Origin of the sequence: Photobacterium sp. DA100 (genome assembly GCF_029223585.1) — a bacterium.
Lineage (GTDB): Bacteria > Pseudomonadota > Gammaproteobacteria > Enterobacterales > Vibrionaceae > Photobacterium.
On the sequence record NZ_CP119423.1, the window covers coordinates 2,798,517 to 2,817,091 of the forward strand.

General features: G+C 50.3%; 17 protein-coding genes and 2 tRNA genes. 7 read left to right on the top strand and 12 right to left on the bottom strand.

Annotation, left to right across the window (positions count from 1 at the left end; genetic code table 11):
- Nucleotides 1-97: 97 nt before the first annotated feature.
- Both PTW35_RS12770 and PTW35_RS12775 read right to left on the bottom strand, forming a co-directional pair.
- Nucleotides 98-188: transfer RNA gene (locus tag PTW35_RS12770), tRNA-Ser, on the bottom strand.
- A 24-nt stretch (nt 189-212) separates the two neighbouring features.
- A tRNA-Ser gene (locus PTW35_RS12775) sits at nt 213-300 on the bottom strand.
- A gap of 262 nt (nt 301-562) precedes the next feature.
- Between PTW35_RS12775 and mscM the strand changes: the two genes are divergently transcribed.
- The gene (gene mscM / locus PTW35_RS12780; RefSeq protein ID WP_281025313.1) at nt 563-3,859 is read left to right on the top strand and encodes a miniconductance mechanosensitive channel MscM; all 3,297 of its coding nucleotides are present in this window, start codon (nt 563-565) and stop codon (nt 3,857-3,859) included.
- Nucleotides 3,860-3,897: 38 nt separating this feature from the next.
- On the opposite strand, the gene PTW35_RS12785 is transcribed toward mscM, so the two are convergent.
- The 5 genes from PTW35_RS12785 to PTW35_RS12805 all read right to left on the bottom strand — a co-directional run bounded on the left by PTW35_RS12785 (nt 3,898) and on the right by PTW35_RS12805 (nt 8,744).
- The gene (locus PTW35_RS12785) at nt 3,898-4,185 is read right to left on the bottom strand and encodes a hypothetical protein (RefSeq protein WP_281025314.1); all 288 of its coding nucleotides are present in this window, start codon (nt 4,183-4,185) and stop codon (nt 3,898-3,900) included.
- Between the two features lie 486 nt (nt 4,186-4,671).
- Nucleotides 4,672-5,121, bottom strand: coding sequence for an L-alanine exporter AlaE (locus PTW35_RS12790; RefSeq protein WP_281025315.1), 450 nt, complete (start codon nt 5,119-5,121; stop codon nt 4,672-4,674).
- A 644-nt stretch (nt 5,122-5,765) separates the two neighbouring features.
- Nucleotides 5,766-7,058: a group II intron reverse transcriptase/maturase gene (gene ltrA, locus PTW35_RS12795; RefSeq protein ID WP_348637735.1), complete on the bottom strand. Its 1,293-nt coding sequence runs from the start codon at nt 7,056-7,058 to the stop codon at nt 5,766-5,768.
- Between the two features lie 617 nt (nt 7,059-7,675).
- Nucleotides 7,676-8,152, bottom strand: coding sequence for a (deoxy)nucleoside triphosphate pyrophosphohydrolase (locus PTW35_RS12800; RefSeq protein ID WP_281025316.1), 477 nt, complete (start codon nt 8,150-8,152; stop codon nt 7,676-7,678).
- Nucleotides 8,097-8,744, bottom strand: a complete 648-nt coding sequence (locus PTW35_RS12805; protein WP_281025317.1) for an SEC-C metal-binding domain-containing protein — start codon at nt 8,742-8,744, stop codon at nt 8,097-8,099. The genes PTW35_RS12800 and PTW35_RS12805 overlap by 56 nt, the downstream gene beginning before the upstream one ends.
- A 194-nt stretch (nt 8,745-8,938) precedes the next feature.
- Between PTW35_RS12805 and PTW35_RS12810 the strand changes: the two genes are divergently transcribed.
- Nucleotides 8,939-9,610 (top strand): NAD(P)H-binding protein, encoded by a 672-nt coding sequence (locus PTW35_RS12810; protein WP_281025318.1) that lies wholly within the window; start codon nt 8,939-8,941, stop codon nt 9,608-9,610.
- Between the two features lie 104 nt (nt 9,611-9,714).
- Nucleotides 9,715-10,665 carry a tRNA dihydrouridine(16) synthase DusC gene (dusC, locus tag PTW35_RS12815; RefSeq protein ID WP_281025319.1) on the top strand — a complete coding sequence of 317 codons (951 nt, stop codon included), beginning with the start codon at nt 9,715-9,717 and terminating at the stop codon, nt 10,663-10,665.
- 109 nt (nt 10,666-10,774) lie between these two features.
- Here dusC and PTW35_RS12820 read toward each other — a convergent pair whose 3' ends face one another.
- The gene (locus tag PTW35_RS12820; protein WP_281025320.1) at nt 10,775-11,329 is read right to left on the bottom strand and encodes a hypothetical protein; all 555 of its coding nucleotides are present in this window, start codon (nt 11,327-11,329) and stop codon (nt 10,775-10,777) included.
- A gap of 118 nt (nt 11,330-11,447) precedes the next feature.
- Nucleotides 11,448-11,882: a YcgN family cysteine cluster protein gene (locus PTW35_RS12825; RefSeq protein ID WP_082008663.1), complete on the bottom strand. Its 435-nt coding sequence runs from the start codon at nt 11,880-11,882 to the stop codon at nt 11,448-11,450.
- 233 nt (nt 11,883-12,115) lie between these two features.
- Here PTW35_RS12825 and PTW35_RS12830 point away from each other — a divergent pair, with 233 nt between their 5' ends.
- A complete protein-coding gene (locus PTW35_RS12830; protein WP_281025321.1) occupies nt 12,116-12,364 on the top strand; it encodes a YkgJ family cysteine cluster protein in 249 nt (82 codons plus the stop codon).
- Here PTW35_RS12830 and PTW35_RS12835 read toward each other — a convergent pair.
- The 3 genes from PTW35_RS12835 to PTW35_RS12845 all read right to left on the bottom strand — a co-directional run bounded on the left by PTW35_RS12835 (nt 12,361) and on the right by PTW35_RS12845 (nt 15,094).
- Nucleotides 12,361-12,606 carry a TIGR02647 family protein gene (locus tag PTW35_RS12835; protein WP_281025322.1) on the bottom strand — a complete coding sequence of 82 codons (246 nt, stop codon included), beginning with the start codon at nt 12,604-12,606 and terminating at the stop codon, nt 12,361-12,363. The genes PTW35_RS12830 and PTW35_RS12835 overlap by 4 nt on opposite strands.
- 149 nt (nt 12,607-12,755) lie before the next feature.
- Nucleotides 12,756-14,087: an IS4 family transposase gene (locus PTW35_RS12840; protein ID WP_281025016.1), complete on the bottom strand. Its 1,332-nt coding sequence runs from the start codon at nt 14,085-14,087 to the stop codon at nt 12,756-12,758.
- Nucleotides 14,088-14,215: 128 nt separating this feature from the next.
- On the bottom strand, nt 14,216-15,094 hold the full coding sequence (locus tag PTW35_RS12845; RefSeq protein ID WP_281025323.1) for a TIM44-like domain-containing protein: 879 nt from the start codon (nt 15,092-15,094) through the stop codon (nt 14,216-14,218).
- 194 nt (nt 15,095-15,288) lie between these two features.
- Between PTW35_RS12845 and PTW35_RS12850 the strand changes: the two genes are divergently transcribed.
- The 3 genes from PTW35_RS12850 (at nt 15,289) to PTW35_RS12860 (ending at nt 18,572) form a co-directional block, all read left to right on the top strand.
- Nucleotides 15,289-15,687: a TM2 domain-containing protein gene (locus PTW35_RS12850; protein WP_281025324.1), complete on the top strand. Its 399-nt coding sequence runs from the start codon at nt 15,289-15,291 to the stop codon at nt 15,685-15,687.
- Nucleotides 15,688-15,960: 273 nt separating this feature from the next.
- Nucleotides 15,961-16,557, top strand: a complete 597-nt coding sequence (locus tag PTW35_RS12855) for a TetR-like C-terminal domain-containing protein (RefSeq protein ID WP_281025325.1) — start codon at nt 15,961-15,963, stop codon at nt 16,555-16,557.
- Nucleotides 16,558-16,703: 146 nt separating this feature from the next.
- Complete coding sequence (locus tag PTW35_RS12860) at nt 16,704-18,572, top strand: MFS transporter (protein WP_281025326.1); 1,869 nt, start codon at nt 16,704-16,706, stop codon at nt 18,570-18,572.
- Nucleotides 18,573-18,575 lie beyond the last annotated feature (3 nt).

Sequence of the window (18,575 nt, forward strand, 5' to 3'; positions counted from 1 at the left end):
CTTCGAATGTGGCGGTTCGCTCTGGGCATGAGAGGATTTGAATCCTTTATCGCGAACGCGAAAAAGCCCAGCATTTCTGCTGGGCTTTTCTTGAATGTGGCGGAGAGATAGGGATTTGAACCCTAGATACGCTATTAACGTATGCCGGTTTTCAAGACCGGTGCTTTCAACCACTCAGCCATCTCTCCGAATTGTATCACCCGTAAGGATGATGGCGGTGAGGGAGGGATTCGAACCCTCGATACGTTGCCGTATACACACTTTCCAGGCGTGCTCCTTCAGCCACTCGGACACCTCACCACATTGTTGTTTTGACGCCTTGCGTCTCAACGGCGGCTAATGTAATCACTTAGCGTATCAGGGTCAAGTGCTTTTACCGAATTCTTTTACCGACTGGTGAGGAATAGATCAAATTGTACCAATGTCCAGCAAAGCACTCGTCAGATATCCATCAAGTCTGTTATACACTACAATTTAACACTTATTATCAATCTATTATCCCTCAGGCTTATTCTCCCCACTATGCTTACAAGAGCCTGAGCCTCTGTACTTTTGGAGTGTTATGATCTGCCGGCTATTTTCTGCTTTCGTCCTGCTTGCGCTAAGCTTGTCCTCCAGCCTTGTCCCTGCCCTGGAGGGGCATTATGACGCCTGGAACCAAGCCCTGGATAAGCAAATCGAACAACTTCGAGAACAGGGCAATACGCCCGAAGCCGTCAAGGAGCTTGATACCCTGCAAAGCGCCAAGGGCATGATTGAGAGCTCGGTCGGTTTCGATGAGAAAACCCAGAGCTACCGCCAGCTTATTGAGGACTTCCCGAGTCTTAACGAGAAGCTGAAGCAGCAAATCAACAACTTTGCCACCACCAAGCTCCCCGACTTCAGCAATATGTCGCAAAAAGAGCTAGCTGATACCATTAAAGAGCAAGACGCGAAAATCAACCAGCTGGAACAAAGCCGCAACAACAGCAAAAACGAATTGGTGGCCATCGAAAAAGGGATCGATGAGTTCTCGTATCGGTCGACCCAGCTGCGCGACTTAATCAAGCAGGAAGAGCAAGCGCTGCGGCAAATCGAAAGCCAGCCCGATGCCAGCAACCAGCAACTGGTCCACCAGATCTCGCACCAGTACTATGTCAGCGAGCTGTATATGCTCGAAGCAGAACAGCTCAGTGCGGGCAACCGCCGCACACTGGTCAAACAACGTATCCAGCTGCAGAACCTGCAAATCGATGCCCGCCAGGCCTACCGTAACAACTTGCAGCGCGAGCTAACCCGCCAGCAACGTATTGATACCGATCTGTCCTCAGAGCAAAACGACCAGTTCGAACTCGATCTGGACGGGCAACCCGACCACCTGCGCCAACTCACCATCAACAACAAACGTTACATTGCCGCCCTGAACACCATCAGTTCCCAGAGCGCGCAAGTGCAGCAGCGCCTGACAGCCACCCGCGAGCAAATCCGCAGCGTCGAGAGCACGGCCGACGATCTGGCCACCATGGCGGAATGGCTCAAACTCAGCCCGGCTTTCAGCGAAAACTTGCGAACCCGCATCAGCCGCCTGCCAGCCAATCCCCCGATCGAGCAACTCGATAGGGATATAGCCCAAAACCAGATCAAAAAGTACGAATACCAGCAGTTGGCGGACTCGCTGAAAGATCAAGCCTCCTCCCCCAACAACCGAGAGCTGACCGAAGAGCAGCTGCTGCAAGAAAATGCACTGGTGGAGGCCAACCAAATCCTGCTTGAAAAGCTCATCGACCAGACCGATACCCTGATCTACCAACAAGCGACACTCAAAGTGTCCTACGAGCAGCTCAACAGTAACCTCAATGATCTGCAGACCTCGGCCAACAAACAACTCTTTTGGGCACCAGATACCAACCCGGTCAGCGTCAGGTTTGTCATTGCCACCTGGGAGAAACTCAAGTGGTTCTTTTCTCCCTATCAATGGATCGGCTTTGTGAAATTCCCGGCTGCCGCCGATAAGGTTAAACTGGCCTTCTCCCTGAGTATCATTGCCGTCATCATTTTTGGGTTAAATTGGTGCCGTAAATACTGGAAACGATTCCTTGCCGATACCAGCAAGAAAATCGGTAAGGTTACCCAGGACAAGTTCCGCTACAGCTATAGCAATGTTTTCTTCTCGTTTTTGATGGCGTGGCCGATCCCGATCATTGTTGGTCTGGTCGGGCTGGTATTCTCCAGTGGCTGGCAATACCCGTTTGTCCACCACCTCGGTCAGGCGCTGACCGTCCCGATGGCCCTGGTCATGTTCTGCTTCATGCGCGAGCTTGTGCGTCCCAATGGCTTGCTGGTTAGCCATTTCGGCTGGGAGCATGATCTTATCAGCCGATGCTTTACCCACTACAAACGCCTGCTGTGGGTTTACCTGCCGATGATGGTGATCCAACAGTTCGCCCACCTCTACAGCGATATTGATGTCAATGCCACCTTGGGCCGTCTGGCCTTTATCATCAGCAATATCTCTATCAGCTATTTCATGTGGCGAATGTGCCGGGAAAAGCTGCCCATGACCTACGGCGATCTACCCGAGGGCAAAGCCCATATTGGACACCACCTGTTCTGGTGGACCCTGATCCTGATCCCGCAAGGGCTGAACTACACCGCGCTCAGTGGCTACCTTTCCTCGTCACAGGATGTGATGCACAAGTTGGAGTATTCAGCCGTCCTCGGAGTGATCACCATCTTGATCTATTACCTGGTCAAGCGGCTGATGCTCATACAGAAACGTCGACTGGCCTTTGAGCGTGCTAAAGCCAAGCGCCAGGAGATCATCGCCCAGCGTATCGCCGAGCTAGAAGAAGAAAAAGAAGAGCATTTCGGCAGTAACGAAATGCAAATTGAGATTGAAGAGCCTGAAGTGGATTTGGACAGAATAAGCGCCCAGTCACTTCGTTTGCTGCGCTCGTTACTGTTACTGATTTACCTTGCCTGCCTCTCGTTGGTATGGTCCGACTTCTATCAGGCAATCTCCTACCTTGGCGATCTCACGCTGTGGGATGTCACCAACCAAATCGATGGCATCGACGAGCTCAGCGCTATCTCGGTCAGCAGCGTATTGCTCGGTATCCTTGCCTTCTGGCTCACCGCTATTGTTGCTCGTGACTTACCCGGTGCCATGGAGCTACTGATCCTCCAGCATCTAGACCTGTCGCCGGGCACCGGCTATGCCATTACCTCGCTCACCCGCTATGTGGCGATAATCATGGGGATCTTAATCGGTTCGGGTTTGGTTGGCTTCGACTGGTCGAAGATGCAATGGCTGGTTGCCGCACTGGGTGTCGGCCTTGGTTTCGGCCTTCAGGAAATCTTTGCCAACTTTATTTCGGGCTTGATCATCCTCTTCGAAAAACCGATCCGAATCGGCGATACGGTGACCATTCGCAACCTGACTGGCGTCATTGCCAAGATCAATACCCGCGCCACCACCATCGTCGATTTTGATCGCAAGGAAGTGATCGTACCCAATAAGGCATTTGTCACCGAGCAGTTTATCAACTGGTCGCTGTCAGATCCGATCACCCGAGTAACCCTGTCGATCAGTGTGAATTATTCAGCGAACACCGACCTCGTTACCAAATTACTGTTTGAAGCGGCAGAAGAGTGCGAACTGGTACTCGACAACCCTGCCCCTGAAGTCTTCTTCCTGACACTGACAGCAGATAGCCAGAACTTCGAGGTCAGGGCATATGCGGCTGAAACCGCCCACCGCCTGAGTCTCACGCACGATCTACACAATCGTATCAAACAAAAGTTCAACCACCATGGTATCCAGATAGCCAGCCCGCAACTGGAAATCCAAATGAAACGGCGCCGTGCTGCGACCCCCTAAGAGCAACCAAAACAAAAAAGCCCCTTCCGGGGCTTTTTTTAATGCTTATTTCTAGCTGCAGCGCGTTCATTTTGCATTTGGATGTAACTTCCCAAATGCATCGAGGCAGGCTTGCCTCTTAGGATGTAAGGTAACTCAGTAGGTTGCATTGTCGCTTTGCTGGTAGGGCGCATTCTGACATAAAGAACGCGGAACATGTTTTTAGCGACACCCTGGCAACAGCGGTCAACCCAAGAGAAGAAGCGACCGAAAAGACCAATTTTCACCCACAGGACAAACTGACTAACACCTAGCATCGCTGCTAGCGACCAATGTACCTCAATCATTTTACTTCCCCGCTATTTATAGTTTTTGCTGCAGAACTGACTGAGGTAACTATGCCAATAAAATCATGAACAATATGCCTATGGCTGTAACTGAATTTAACCTGAACTGGCCTCTCTCCACCCCTAAAGGTCATTTTTGAAATCAAAGATCCCAACACTGAAAACAAAACAAACCATTAACACGCCGTAATAACCAAACCCTATTACACTGATTTACAATGACTTATTTTCATGCACAACAAATACCACGCAACACATTTTTTACAAGAATGATTTCACCAGATCATTTCATTGATTTAAATCAAACCCACAACCCTTTACGAGCATCACAATCAGAGATAAGTTTTTACAAATAGAAACAGACTGTTCAGCACTTATCCAAGCACTTTCGTGCAATTTAGAAGCAGATAAACGCAAAAACCCCGAAGGAAAGAACCTTCGGGGCCATATATTTGGGTATTGAATTAGACGATGGGGCTTTGTCTTTTACGCTTGCTGGTAGTAACCCGGGACACGGAACATACGGCGGCACATTTCAAGGAACTGGCCATACACCACACCCAATGCCCCCGAAACAAACGCATTGCTCGTCACTGCCGTGATGATCTGGTCAATATCAGCACCAACGAATAGCAAAATACCCGCGTAAGCCGGCGACTGAAACATCACATAAGCCAGCATATCTGAGAGCCCTTTCATCCAGCCGCTGGCGGACAACTTCATTCCCTGACGGATCACCATGTCGCGGAACATGCCATAAGGCCAGGCAATAGCAATATTAACCGGAATAGACAAGGTTCTTGATGCGAGAGACTGTTCGAATGTCATCCCGGAGATGAACACTTCAATCACCATGCCTGTAATAAAACTAAAAATTACCATCGCAAAAGTATCGGCGGCAGCACTTCTTGCGTTAAATTGCCCTTTAACAGACATAACAAAACCTCAAATCACAGCAAATATAACCAAACATTAAAAAAAGGATAGATACATCAACTGGAATAAAAGCCAGCAAGCAGTTGATGAGCGTATTAGAACAGGAAATAAGCAGAATTACCCACCAAAGATCGAGTTTGTTTGTAAGTTTACAACTAGTTTTGACTGAGTCTGCGGCATGATCCGCTACTGTGGCGTCAGTGACGTGCCACATGGACGTAAAACCAATTCGCTAGCCACTAAAACCAACAGTTTAATGAGTGAAAAGGTCGCCTAGTGCGTAAGTTTGATAAGATTTTTAAGTAATACTCTTCAGATACCGCTTGAAAATCATTTTGTAGCAACATTATTCAAGCGTCTAAAGCGAAGTCATATGCAGGTGATAAACAAACATAAACTTTTGTTTATACTGGATTAAAAACAGGAAACAAATCATACCCATGAGGCATTATTCGCATCATGCCGCTGCCTGAATTTAAGTGGATAAAAATGGCCTTAAATTTCACAATAGATACAAAATTATCCAAAGCTTACGATGTTTACATCATAAAACTGCAATAATAAGCATTTATTGCCATTTAGCGAGAAGCGGCACTAGGCCATTATTGAATCGAGTAGGAGGAGGCCTCACGGCCTCCGTCCTCTCACACCACCGTACAAGCGTGGGTCGCATACGGCGGTTCCGAATATATTTTCAGTGACTCATACCCATCTCTCAATGAGTACATGCCCATCTCCTTGAACCGTTTCGTTGGCATGGCCTGATTGAGCTGCGGCGATAAAGCCAGATGCCACCATCCTTTCTCTGACATCGCTAGCTTCCAAGCATTGCGCTCGTTTACGCCTTCTTGGCGTAACCATATCGCTATGCTGTGTCTGCGTTTTCGCTGCTTGAGTCGGTAGCACCGTAAGCGCCGTCTTATCCATTCATCCAAGCGCTGCATCGCGCTTTTCCGCATGGCGAGCTTGAAGTAGTGTTGCCAACCTCTTAGATATTGAGTTAGTTCGACTATTACTGTCTTCAACTCTCGTCCTCGATTCCGCTTCGTTATTTGACGCACTCGCTTCTTCATGTGAGTTTGTGCTGTCTTCGAGATATGGATACTTCCATCTCGTTGGAAGCGATGGCCTAAGTAAGTCCGCTCTGTCACTCTTGTTGCTGCACTCTTCTCCCGGTTGACCGTGAGTTTCAGTTTCTGCTCCAAGAACTCCGTTATCGAGGCTTTTACTCGATTTGCGGCTTCCTCACTGTGCACGTAGATTTGGCAGTCGTCTGCATATCGGCAGAACTTATGCCCTCTTCGTTCAAGCTCTTTATCCAACTCATCTAATACGATATTTGATAGCAGCGGAGATAATGGGCCACCCTGTGGTGTCCCTCGTTGCCTCTGCTCGACTAACCCGTTTCGCATTATGCCTGCCTGTAGGTATGACCTGATCAGCTTCAGTACCCGTTTATCTGTGATATCTTTCGATAACCTGTGCATCAGCCTATCGTGGTTCACAGTATCGAAGTATTTCGCTAGGTCAACATCGACTACATAACCCCGCCCCTCCCTGATGTAGTGGCTTGCTGCCGCCAGAGCATGGTGGGCACTACGGTTGGGCCTGAACCCGTAACTGCTGTTGGAGAACTTAGGTTCGTAGATATCTGTCAGGACTGATGTGATGGCCTGCTGGACGATCCTATCAAGTACCGTTGGGATACCTAGCTGCCTCACTCCCCCACTAGGTTTAGGGATTTCTACACCCAAGACGGGTTGGGGTTGATAGCTACCGTCCAGAAGGCTCTGGCGGAGCGCTTGCCCATTGGAAGACTGCCGAAGCACCGAGATAGTGGCTGCTATGTCGAGTTTATCAACCCCAGCACATCCCTTGTTCTTCTTTACTCTTCTCAGGGCTTGGTTCAGATTCGTTGATGAACAGATCTGCTCCATCAACTGAGTGGAGGTCACCAAGACTCGTCCTCCTGTCTACGCCAAACATGCTTGTCATTCTTCGTGGCCATGAGCGTCACTTGCGGTGTTGCCCATTGGTACGTAGAGATATTGTTCATCTTGCTATGACTCCACATGATTGAGTGTCTAATGACTGCTTCTTGATATATTCAGTTCCGGCCTTCCCTTGGGTTGTACTTCCCCAAGGTACTATGCCTTCTGCTGACTTCTTATTAACCGTCACGCAGCATCACTGCTGCACTAGTCTCGTCCGAGACAGCTAATAAGATCTCCCGAGGTAAGACGTTGTTCTTTCCCTTGGTTGTGCCTGATTTACCCGTACACACTTCCCGTCGAGGCATTGGGCTATTCTATATATGGCTAGGTTACCCAAGTTGTACTGGCCTACTATCAGATTTCTGTTCGTCACAACCAAGTTTTGCCGTTTGCTTCCTTCAGATCCCACCTCACGGTGGGCACCCTTGCATAGGCTAACGGTTCTCGCTCGACTGAGCCCGTAGAGGACTTTCACCTCCTAGAACAACGCCATGCTCGGCGCACCAAAAAAACCCCAGCGGATGGCTGGGGTTAAACGCTTTAGCGAAGGTGCAGGACAGTTACAGGGAATATCTCGCCAGCGCATCGACAATGGGATAGTCAGCCGGGCACAAGGAGTAGCTATCAATTTCCTCTTGCTCAACCCATTTGGCATCTTGGTGGCTATGCAAAACGAGCTCTCCTGAGACCCAATGGACCAGATACCCCTTAAGATGGATAACCTTGTCACCATAGTCAAACACACTGTCGGCTAGAAACGGTCCAGTGGTGGTCTCAATTGCCAGCTCTTCGCGAAGTTCACGTTCCAGCGCTTGGGCCTCGGACTCTCCCGCTTCCACCTTGCCACCGGGAAATTCCCATAGTCCTCCCTGGCTGGCATGATCGAAGCGCTGGGTCAGCAAAAACCTTCCCTGCTTTTCGATCACGCCGGCGACCACTAGGATCACCGGCTTCTGTTTGTTGGGCTCCGGTGTCAACACACTACTTACCACAGCACTGCTTGAACTTCTTGCCGCTGCCACAGGGACAGAGATCATTGCGGCCGGTTTCCTTGTAAGGATTAACGGCCTGAGCTGCATTGCCCTGCTGCAGCTCATCCGCCGCCATCACCACCTCAGTCAGCATCAGTGGCAACTGAGCATAAAGTTCTGCTGGCGCGGGCATACCGGTTACCCCAGCCTCCTGCATCTGTGCCAAGGTATTGTCCTCGTCCAACATCAGCATCAAGGTGGTAATTAATGCCGATAGCATGCGCATGGTACCGTCTGTCAGTGGCTGCTCGGCCCAATTCGGCTCGATATACGGCCATACAGCCAGGAAGCCTTCGGCAAATTGCTGCATGGCTAACGTCAGCTCACCGGCATGCTCAAAGCTCACCGCCTCAGGCAAGGTGTACTCACCGGCCTTGATATGCCGGTATTGCAGTTCAAAGTGGTTTAACACCGACACCTTGTCATCTTGCTCTAGCGCTACTGGCTCGTCTTCATCCACTCCACCAGTGATCAACACAGGTAGCCAGATCTCTGGTGCCAAAGGTTTCGGATTGGCGTTGGCTGCCAGTAGTGCACCTTCTATAAAGGTGGCCGGCATGCCATCCCAAGCCTCTGGTAATGTCATTAGTTGTGTCATGATCGGTTCTCGTTCTCTGTTTCGTCGGCTGATTATATACCCAAGTCATTCTCGCTGAACATGGACTTGAAGTTACTTGGGTACAGCCGTTTTTGCGCCAGAACAGGAAATTGGTGGCTAAAAGACAAACCTGTTGAACTTTGCAGCAAATGGTGGCAAAAAAGATGGAGTTATCATCAGGATGGTGGAAATTAATGACAGGTAGCAGTGCAATTATTGCCGGTGGCAGCGGATTGGTCGGCGATGAACTTTTACATCTTCTCCTCAGTCAACCGGAGTTTGAGGCGATATATGCCCTCTCTCGGCGTGAGCTTCCCCTACACAGTAGCAAACTGCACCAGATCATCCATCCCGATCTGCGCGTCACCGAATGGGAAGATGCCTCTCCGACACCGACCGTGGGATTTATCTGCCTCGGTACCACCAAAAAGCAGGCCGGCAGCAAAAAGGCCCTGGAAGCGGTGGACTACCAACTGGTCAAAGAGGTGGCCAAAACCATGAAGATGTTAGGGGTCAGGCATATCGTTGTCATCTCCAGCCTGTTTGCCAGTCCTTGGTCGCCCTCCCACTACCTGCGCTGCAAAGGGAAAATGGAACAGGCTTTGGTGAAAATGGACTTTGAGCACTGCATCTTTGTCCGTCCCGGGCCCCTCAAGGGGGAGCGCAGCCAGCCGAGAAAAGACGAGTTACTGGTCCAGGGGATCTTCGATCTCTTCCACCCGTTAATTATCGGCCCGCTCGCCAACCTGGATCCGATCCCGGCCGAGCAGGTGGCCAGGAAAATGCTGACACTGGCCCAAGAGGCCCAACGGCATGAACTGCCTAAAGTCTTTACCCTTTCGGGGCGGATGCTCATGCCGTCGTAGCCTGGTATTGGACAAGCCCACCATTACCCACTAAAATCTCGCACCCAACAGGCGCGGGGCTGCCGCGCCTATACTTTTGCACATTGGCACAAAAGAGAAATCACATGCGAGTAATTCTAGGCCCGATGGAAGGTGTCCTTGACCACCTGATGCGGGAAATGCTGACAGATATCAATGATTATGATCTCTGCGTCACGGAGTTTGTCCGTGTGGTTGACCAGTTGTTGCCAAACAGTGTGTTCTACCGCCTATGCCCCGAATTGCGTCAGGGCGGTAAGACGGCCTCAGGGACACCGGTTCGGGTGCAGCTATTGGGTCAGGATCCGGACTGGCTGGCAGAAAACGCCCACCGCGCGGTTACCCTTGGCTCTCCCGGTATTGATATCAACTTCGGCTGCCCGGCCAAATCGGTCAATAAAAGTAGGGGCGGGGCGGTACTGCTGCAAGATCCGGGCTTGATGTATGACATCGTCAAGGCGGTACGCGGTGCGACCGATCCGCGCCTGCCGGTAACAGCCAAGGTGCGTCTTGGTTGGGATGAACCCAGCCACTGCTATGAAATTGCCGATGCCGTCGCCCAGGCCGGGGCGGATGAGATCGTGGTTCACGCCCGAACCAAAGTCGATGGCTACAAGGCCGACACCATCAAGTGGGACTATATCCGTAGGCTAAAAGAGAAAATCAAAACGCCAATTATTGCCAACGGCGAGATCTGGAACCACCAGGATGGCCTGCGCTGCATGGACGTCACCGGCAGTGACGCCCTGATGGTGTGCCGCGGTGCCATCAACCTGCCCAACCTGGGCAATGTGGTCAAACACAACGAGGCGCACATGCGTTGGGAAGACGTGCTGCAGCTGCTGCTAAAATACTCGACCTACGAAATCAAAGGGGACAAAGGCCTCTACTACCCGAACCGCATCAAACAGTGGTTTGCCTACCTGCGCCACGAGTACCCGCAGGCCAAGGAGCTGTTTGCCGATATCCGCAAGCACAACAAAGCCGCGCCCATCGTCGAGATCCTCGAACGCAGCCATGCCGGCCTAGCGGCATAAGCTTAATCTCGATTAAACCAAACAAAAAAGCCAGCAACATCTTGATGTGCTGGCTTTTTCTATGATGGCCTGCGGTAACCGGCAAGACCCAGACGCTTAGCAAGCGGGCTTACGCCCTGCGCTCCCGCCGGACCTGCTCCAATGCCTCCTGCACGGTATCCAGCTCGTCATCGGTTAACTCGCTGAACGCCGCCAAGTAAGCAAGCCGGGTCACTTCCGTTTTACGGCGACGCTCTTCATGCTCGTGTACCTTGTACGCCCGGTTGGCCTGGAAATGCTGGAAGAAACGCTCGATATCTTCCACCGCCAGGCTCGAGTCCGGCTTGAGGTACTCGGTCATGATTTTAACGAAGTTGTCCGGCAAGTGAATATTGAACTTGGGATCCATCGAATAGATAAACGACAGTTCCATCGCCTGCCTATCCTGCTCCCGGCAACGCCAGAACTGTGCCGTGCAGCCGTGGGTAATTTGCACGTCACCCACCTTGTGCAGCGACTGCAGGGCTTTGCCTACATCTGATGCACTGCCCACCAGCAGACACTCGAATCCCCGCGAGATGGCATACACCCCGCATTCCCGCGGCAGTGTCTCGCGGTTGACCATTGAGCACTGGTGGCTTGGCATTGGAATTCTTGGCTTATACGCCCGCCTTAGTGCACTCATTGAACCTACCCAATATAATCATTTTGAGTCAGTATCCATATGCAGGCATTTTTTTCAAGAAACTTGATGTAAAAAGTAATTATCCCAATAGCTTAAAGGCATCTGGAGGTAAGGTGAACTATCTATTCGGATGGTTGATTATGTGGTCTTCCCAGTCAATCACATCGATTTCATACACCACGCTATCGCGCACGGATTCACCGGCGGCATGCATGGCGTCTTTCGAACCGGTCAGCAACGGGTGCCACTCTGGCAGCGCTTTGCCCTCGGCCAGCAAGCGGTAGGCACAGGTTTCCGGCAGCCAGACGAACTCGTCGATACGCTCGCGGGTCAGCTTCAGGCACTCTTCGCCCGATTCGAACCGGTTCGGATAGTCTTTACAAGAGCAGGTCTTGTTATCCAGCAGGCTACAGGCCACATTGGTGTAGTAGATTTCGTCGGTATCATCGTCGATCAGCTTGTGCAGGCAGCATTTGCCGCAGCCGTCACACAGCGCTTCCCACTCCTGATCGGTCATTTCCTTCAAATCTTTCTGTTGCCAGTAGTGCGTCATCACATTGCCTTCTGTTGCTGTCACCTTGCGCTATGCCAAGGCCTTTCAATGGAGGCGGTTTTATAGCTCCCGGGCTAGCAAAGTGCAAGTAATTCCAGCCTATCGCTACCAATAACGCCATGGAATAAGAATCACTCTTATCCTCTGCCTCAAAAGCCACATTTTTTTGATCACAGGCACCGAGAGTGGTAACGTTCGCAACCGTTTTGATAAGTGTAGATGAGTGGTAAGTGATGGAATGTCGACTAGGCTGTGGGGCGTGCTGTATTGCACCAAGTATTTCTTCACCAATCCCCGGCATGCCAAAGGGCAAACCGGCCGGTATTCGCTGCATCCAGCTTGACGACAACAATCTGTGTAAGATTTTCGGCAAGCCCGAGCGCCCTGCCGTCTGTCATCAGTTTAAAGCCTGCCCGTCACTGTGCGGAAATAGCAACAAGCAGGCGCTAGCAAATATTACCGAACTGGAAAGTATGACCTAAACCGCTACCTTACCCGTCAGGATACGCAGCACCGACTTGGCGTGCTCAACAGCCTGGTGGCCCGAATAGGTCAGGTAGCCGCCGTCTTCCTGTGTCACCAATCCTTTCGCATACAGACGCTGCGCCGCTGCAACCATTTCCGGCGCGGCATCACTGTGTACTTTAATCCCCTCCAAATCACTGTGCATTGGGAATTTCACTAGTAGGTTCATCTCGTGAACCAAATCGGCATTGTACGGCATGCATTTCTCTCTTACTGATTTAACCTAACTCTAATACTAGCGGCTTGGCGCTAGAAAAGTAGGTGGCAAGATCAATTCACAGCCATCGCGAGAGCGAGCAAGATCATATTTTTGTTATAAAAAAACCGCCCTAGGGGGGCTAACTCCTATCAATTAAGATGCTTGGAGCGAACCACATAGCGAGTTTTACTGATACGAACGGTCCTTGATTTGGGCCGTTTTTTTCGCTCAGGCAAAATATAACGTTTTACTCGCTCTCGCATTGCCCTTAACTTCTTGGGTATTGAGCCGGGCGATGCGATTGCACACCACATTAATTCATCCTGGATATCCCTCAAAGCCATCATAAAACTGATCCGTAAAGGCGACACTTTAGCTTCTTTCGCTATTCGGCTTATTTCCAACCGGACTAGATTATAGGCAATTAAGGTGCCCCAGATCTCCTGCTCAACACCTTCGATTGATTGACTGCGAAGTAGGATCTCATCCTCAAGCATGTCGTGTTTTATCTCCCCGTAACTGTTTTCGATTTCCCATCGTTCGAAGTAAACATTAAGCAAGGATTGCAGGTCATATTTTTTGTCTGTTAGGGACGTCAAAACCCCTTTGATATGATTGGGTTGATCTTTTTCTGGATAAAGCGCAAGTCTAGCCTGCCACTTTTCAGGCAGATGAGGATCTTTTTTGCGAGCTTGTTGAGAAACATTCATTTCTACTATCAAGTCACGCCCGTCTTCATCTAACTGCTCTATGATTGTGTACTTTGTATTGGATTTAATGGGAGTCATCCAGTGGCTAGAACCATGTTGGTTTTGCCAGTTAATCATCAACTCTGCACCTAAATAGCATCGGTCGAAAATAGTAAGGGAGTTGGCTGTTGCAGAGGAAATGAGTTGCTTGGCGTAGCTTTCTTCACCCTTGTAGCTAGGACCAAAAGCGACATTATGGATTAGCCGACTTCGGAGGGAGCAGAGTGCACATAGCCTTACAACTGGGTATTCAGTATGGCGAGTTTTACTGTGCTTAACGTATTGAAAATGCTCTGCAAGGGCTGGGGTATCGTGGGTCCTAAATTGCGTGCCATCTACAGAGAAAAGCTTTAACCCGAACCATGTATCTTCACTATCCTCTGTTTGTACCCAATGCTGTGAAGTTAATGTAAATAGGGCTTCGAGAGGCTTAGCTGTTAACCGTTTTCTTGCTTGGGGGATCGCACTCGGAGCAATGGACTCACCTAGAGAACTGGAAAGCTTAAGGTCTAGCTTATCAAGTACATCGGTAATCGGTCTATCACGGTATAAACCAATCCCAACAACAAGCCAGACCACAAGCTCAGCAGGTAGCTTCCGTCGCCTTAAACTTGCCTTGTTGGTGTCATCGAGTGCTTGTTGAATCCACTCAAGAGGCAACTCTTTTTGAAACAAAGAGAGTGAGTCAGGTGAAGCAAAATCATCAACATCGATCAGCCAATGTGCCAACATAAAAAATACCCTCATACTTAATGTCTGAGGGTATTTTCACTCAACCGTAGGATCATTCAACTGATCAATGGCTTAACTGATCGGTGTTAGCCCTAGGGGGGCGGTTTTCAAAATCTCGCTCAGTGTTGTCAGGCTTGAATGCCGACAATCAGCCAAGGTGCGTTCGGCGTTCGCAGGTCACGCTCAAGGTGCCAGATATCAGTGATATCCTCTTCCACACCCTCATGGCGATCCTTGTAACGGCCAGAGAACTTAATGCTCAGCTGCGCCATATTCGCATCGTAGTCGGCACGTACCAGCTCGGCATCAACATACATCACTTCAGTGTGCTGCTCACCGTCCAGTTTGGCACGCTCGGCAATCAAATCCTCCAGCAACGCCGGGCTGACATACTCTTTGATCTTGTCCAGATCGTTATAGTTCCAGGCTCCCTGGATGGTACGGTAGTGCTCGCGGGAACCATTGAGAAACGCATTCATATTAAAGCCCGGAGGCAGGTTGAATGGCACATCGCTGTCGGTCGATACGTACTCGTCCTGCCCCATGCCGCCCTGGTTCGCCTGCTGGCGGAACTGGTGAGGCTGCTGAGGCTGGCGCGGGGAGTTGCCTGCATACGCCTCGCGATGGCCCATCGGCGTCGATTTTGCCCCACGCAGTGTTTTGAACAACTTAAAGATAACAAAGGCAATCAAGCCCAAGATCAAAATATCCATGAACTGGATACCTTCAAACGCACCGCCAAAGAAGGCTGCTAGCAATCCACCAGCCAATAGTCCGCCCATCAGGCCGCCCATTAGTCCTTTCTTGCTTGATGTTGCGGCCTGATTAGTGCCTGGCTGCTGCTGTTGTCTCAGGGTGTCCGTTTGCTGTGGTTGCTGCTTTTTCACTGGCGCCGTTTTAAAGCTTTTGCCAAATGATTTACCGCCACCAAATCTCTTTGCCTCAGCCTCAGGCGCCACGAAAGCGACTGTTAGGATAAGGGCAAATACTGTGAAGATGCGTTTCATTCGAATGAAATACCTTTGCCTCATAATGAAGATTGCATCGTAAACCTCAGCAACTGAATGTCAACCAAACCACACAAGCAAATTGTTACTAATATTAACTATCAATGAATAGTTTCATATCGCGCTGGATTGAATTAGTCTGTAACTCTAATAACTTCAAAGTGTTAATAATAATTTTGTAGGCAGAATGACTTATGCAAGATACTCACAGCAAACTTATCGGCTACCTGTTGTGGATTTTTGGCTTTACCGGTGCCCACCGCTTTTACTACGGTAAACCCGTCTCTGGCACCATCTGGTTCTTCACCCTCGGGCTATTCGGTATCGGCTGGTTAATCGACCTGTTTCTGATCCCTTCCATGGACCGAGAAGCAGATCTTCGCTTTCACGGCGGCGATATCGATTACACCGTTGCCTGGCTACTGCTAACCTTCCTCGGCGTTTTTGGCCTGCACCGCATGTACATGGGGAAATGGCTCACCGGTATCTTGTATCTCCTTACTTTCGGCTTCTTCCTCATCGGTATCTTGGTCGATTTCTGGACCCTCAACGATCAGGTCTCGATTCAGAACCAACAACGCCGCCAAGCTTAGCCGCGCTGCAAAAGTAAACAATACCAATGCCAGCATTCAAAAAAGTGCTGGCATTTGCCTTGACTAGGCTCACAACTCACCAAGTAAATACCAGAAATGACAATAGAGAAAGCTAATAGGCTTGACCTATTCTTGCGCTTAACACTAGAATATCGAACAATGTTCTAATTATTTTTTGCCTTTCTGCAAAAAACTTATTTCGCATCATACCCACTCGGGCTGGGCATATTACAATTAAGCAAAATAAGACTTATTCGATTAAGAGTAACTTCGATGGCAAGACGAAACGACCATACTCGCGAAGAGTTGGTAAGTATGACACTGGAGCAAGTCAAAAACTTTCTCGCTGAACACCCTCACCACGAACTGAGCCTACGCAAGGTTGCGGCCATGATCGGCTATGTACCTAGCACCTTGGTTAACGTTTTCGGTAACTACAACCTGCTACTGCTGCATGCCGTTGCCCAGACCCTGGATGAGCTGTTTGCCCAGGCCGAAGCAGAAATGAAAGAAGCGACATCAGCGGAAGATGCCCTCAAGCGCCTTGCCTACTGCTATCTGGATTTTGCCTCGAAAAACCCATATCGCTGGCAGTTGATCTTCCAGCACACCATGAACGGTGAAGAGCTGCCGGAGTGGCAGTCAGAGCGAATCAACAACATGACCGGTATGCTGGAAACCCTGATCCAGCAAATCAACCCTAAGCTCAACAGTGACGAAACCCTTGAAGCGAGCCGTGTGATTTGGTCGGGCGTTCACGGGATCACCCTGCTATCGGTTGATGACAAGCTATTCACCTCCGTTCCCGTTGATGGCAAAGCATTGATTGATAACCTGTTAACTACTTACCTTAACGCATGGAAAGGGTAATCAATTAACATTTATTAATTTGTATCTGGCCTTAATTTAGGCCAGATAGCTATACACTCATATCAACAAGTGATACCGTCTTTTTGAACCGCATTCGCTGCGGTGACTACTTTCGATGATCTATTCGAACTCAGGCTAACGTATTCATGTCAGATCAGTCTCGACTCCTAACCCAGCGGCGCTTCCTGCCCTACTTCCTTACACAGGCCTTCGGGGCATTCAACGACAACATCTACAAGAATGTGTTGTTGATCCTCATAGCCTTTGCCGCTCCGGGCACATTACCGGTAGACAGTGATCTGATCATCAACTTGGCTGCGGGCTTATTCATTTTGCCTTTCTTCCTATTCTCCGCGACCGCCGGGGTGATCACCGATAAATATGACAAGGCCACCATCATGCGCATGGTCAAGATGGCCGAGATTGTCATCATGACCTTGGCAGCCATGGCCTTTATCAGCGAAAACTACATGATGCTGCTGATCCTGCTGTTCCTGATGGGAACCCAATCAGCATTTTTCGGCCCGGCCAAATATGCCCTGCTTCCCCAACACCTGAAAAAAGAAGAGCTGGTCTCCGGCAATGCCCTGGTCGAAACCGGCACTTTCCTTGCCATTCTGATCGGTACCCTTCTGGCGGGTGTGATTGCCAACCAAGAACAGGCCACCTATATCGCAGCCATCAGCGTGGTCAGCTTTGCGGTGATTGGCTATTTGTGCTCTCAAGGGATCCCATCGGCCAAACCGAGTAACCCGGATCTGAAATTCAAATGGCAGCCGGTAAAACAAACCCGCAAGACGCTGGCCATTGCCCGCAAAGACAGAACCGTATTCCAGTGTATCCTGGGGATCAGCTGGTTCTGGTTCCTCGGTGCCTGCTACCTGACCCAGTTCCCGAACTTCGCCAAATTGCACCTGGGTGGCAATGCGGCCTCGGTCTCTTTCTTGCTGACCCTGTTTTCGATCGGCATCGCCATCGGTTCGCTACTGTGTGACCGGCTATCGGGCCACCGCATCGAACCGGGCATCGTCCCGCTGGGCAGCATGGGGATCACCCTCTTTGGGGCGGGCCTGATGTTCAGTACGCCGACGGCCATCACCGAGACCCAGTCGATTGTCGAGTTTGTGACTAACCCACAACTACTGAGTGTCTTTATCTGCCTAACTATGCTGGGGGTGTCTGGCGGGGTATTCATCGTCCCTCTCTATGCGATGATGCAGCACCGTGCCAAGGAAAAAGAACGGGCCCAGGTCATTGCTGCCAATAATATCTGGAATGCTATTTTCATGGTCATCAGTGCGATCAGCGGCATTATGGTACTGGCGGTACTGGAGTTCTCCATACCGCAGTTCTTCCTGATCCTGTCAGTACTGAACCTGGTCGTGGTCATCTACATTTACATCCAAGCCCCGGACTTTTTCTGGCGCTTCATGGTCTGGCTGGTCAGCCACACCATGTACCGGGTAACCCATAAGAACCTAGCCAATATTCCAGAAAAAGGCGGCGTGCTGATTGTCTGTAACCATGTCAGCTACATGGATGCCCTATTGTTGGCCGGGGCGTGCCCGCGTCCAATCCGCTTTTTGATGGACCGAGATATTTACAAACTACCGATGATCCGGGCCTTCTGCCGGGCCTGCAAGGTCATACCGATCGATGCCACCGACAGGAAATCGGTGATGAAAGCCTTTGTCGAGGTCAGCAAGCGCCTCGATCGCGGCGAAGTTGTTTGCGTCTTCCCCGAAGGCCAGTTGACTTATGATGGCGAAATGGGGCCTTTCATGCGCGGGATCGACTTGATCATCAAGCGCTCTCCTGTCCCGGTCGTGCCAGTCGCTATCCAAGGTTTATGGGGCAGCTTCTTCAGCCGGGAAGGCGGACGGGCGCTACTGAAAATCCCTAAACGCTTCTGGTCAAAAGTCACGATTGTCGCCGGGCAGCCGATTCAACCGCAAGAGACCAACAGCAGCCAGCTAAGGGAAGAAGTGCTGACGTTGCGAGGGGATAATAGGTAAATA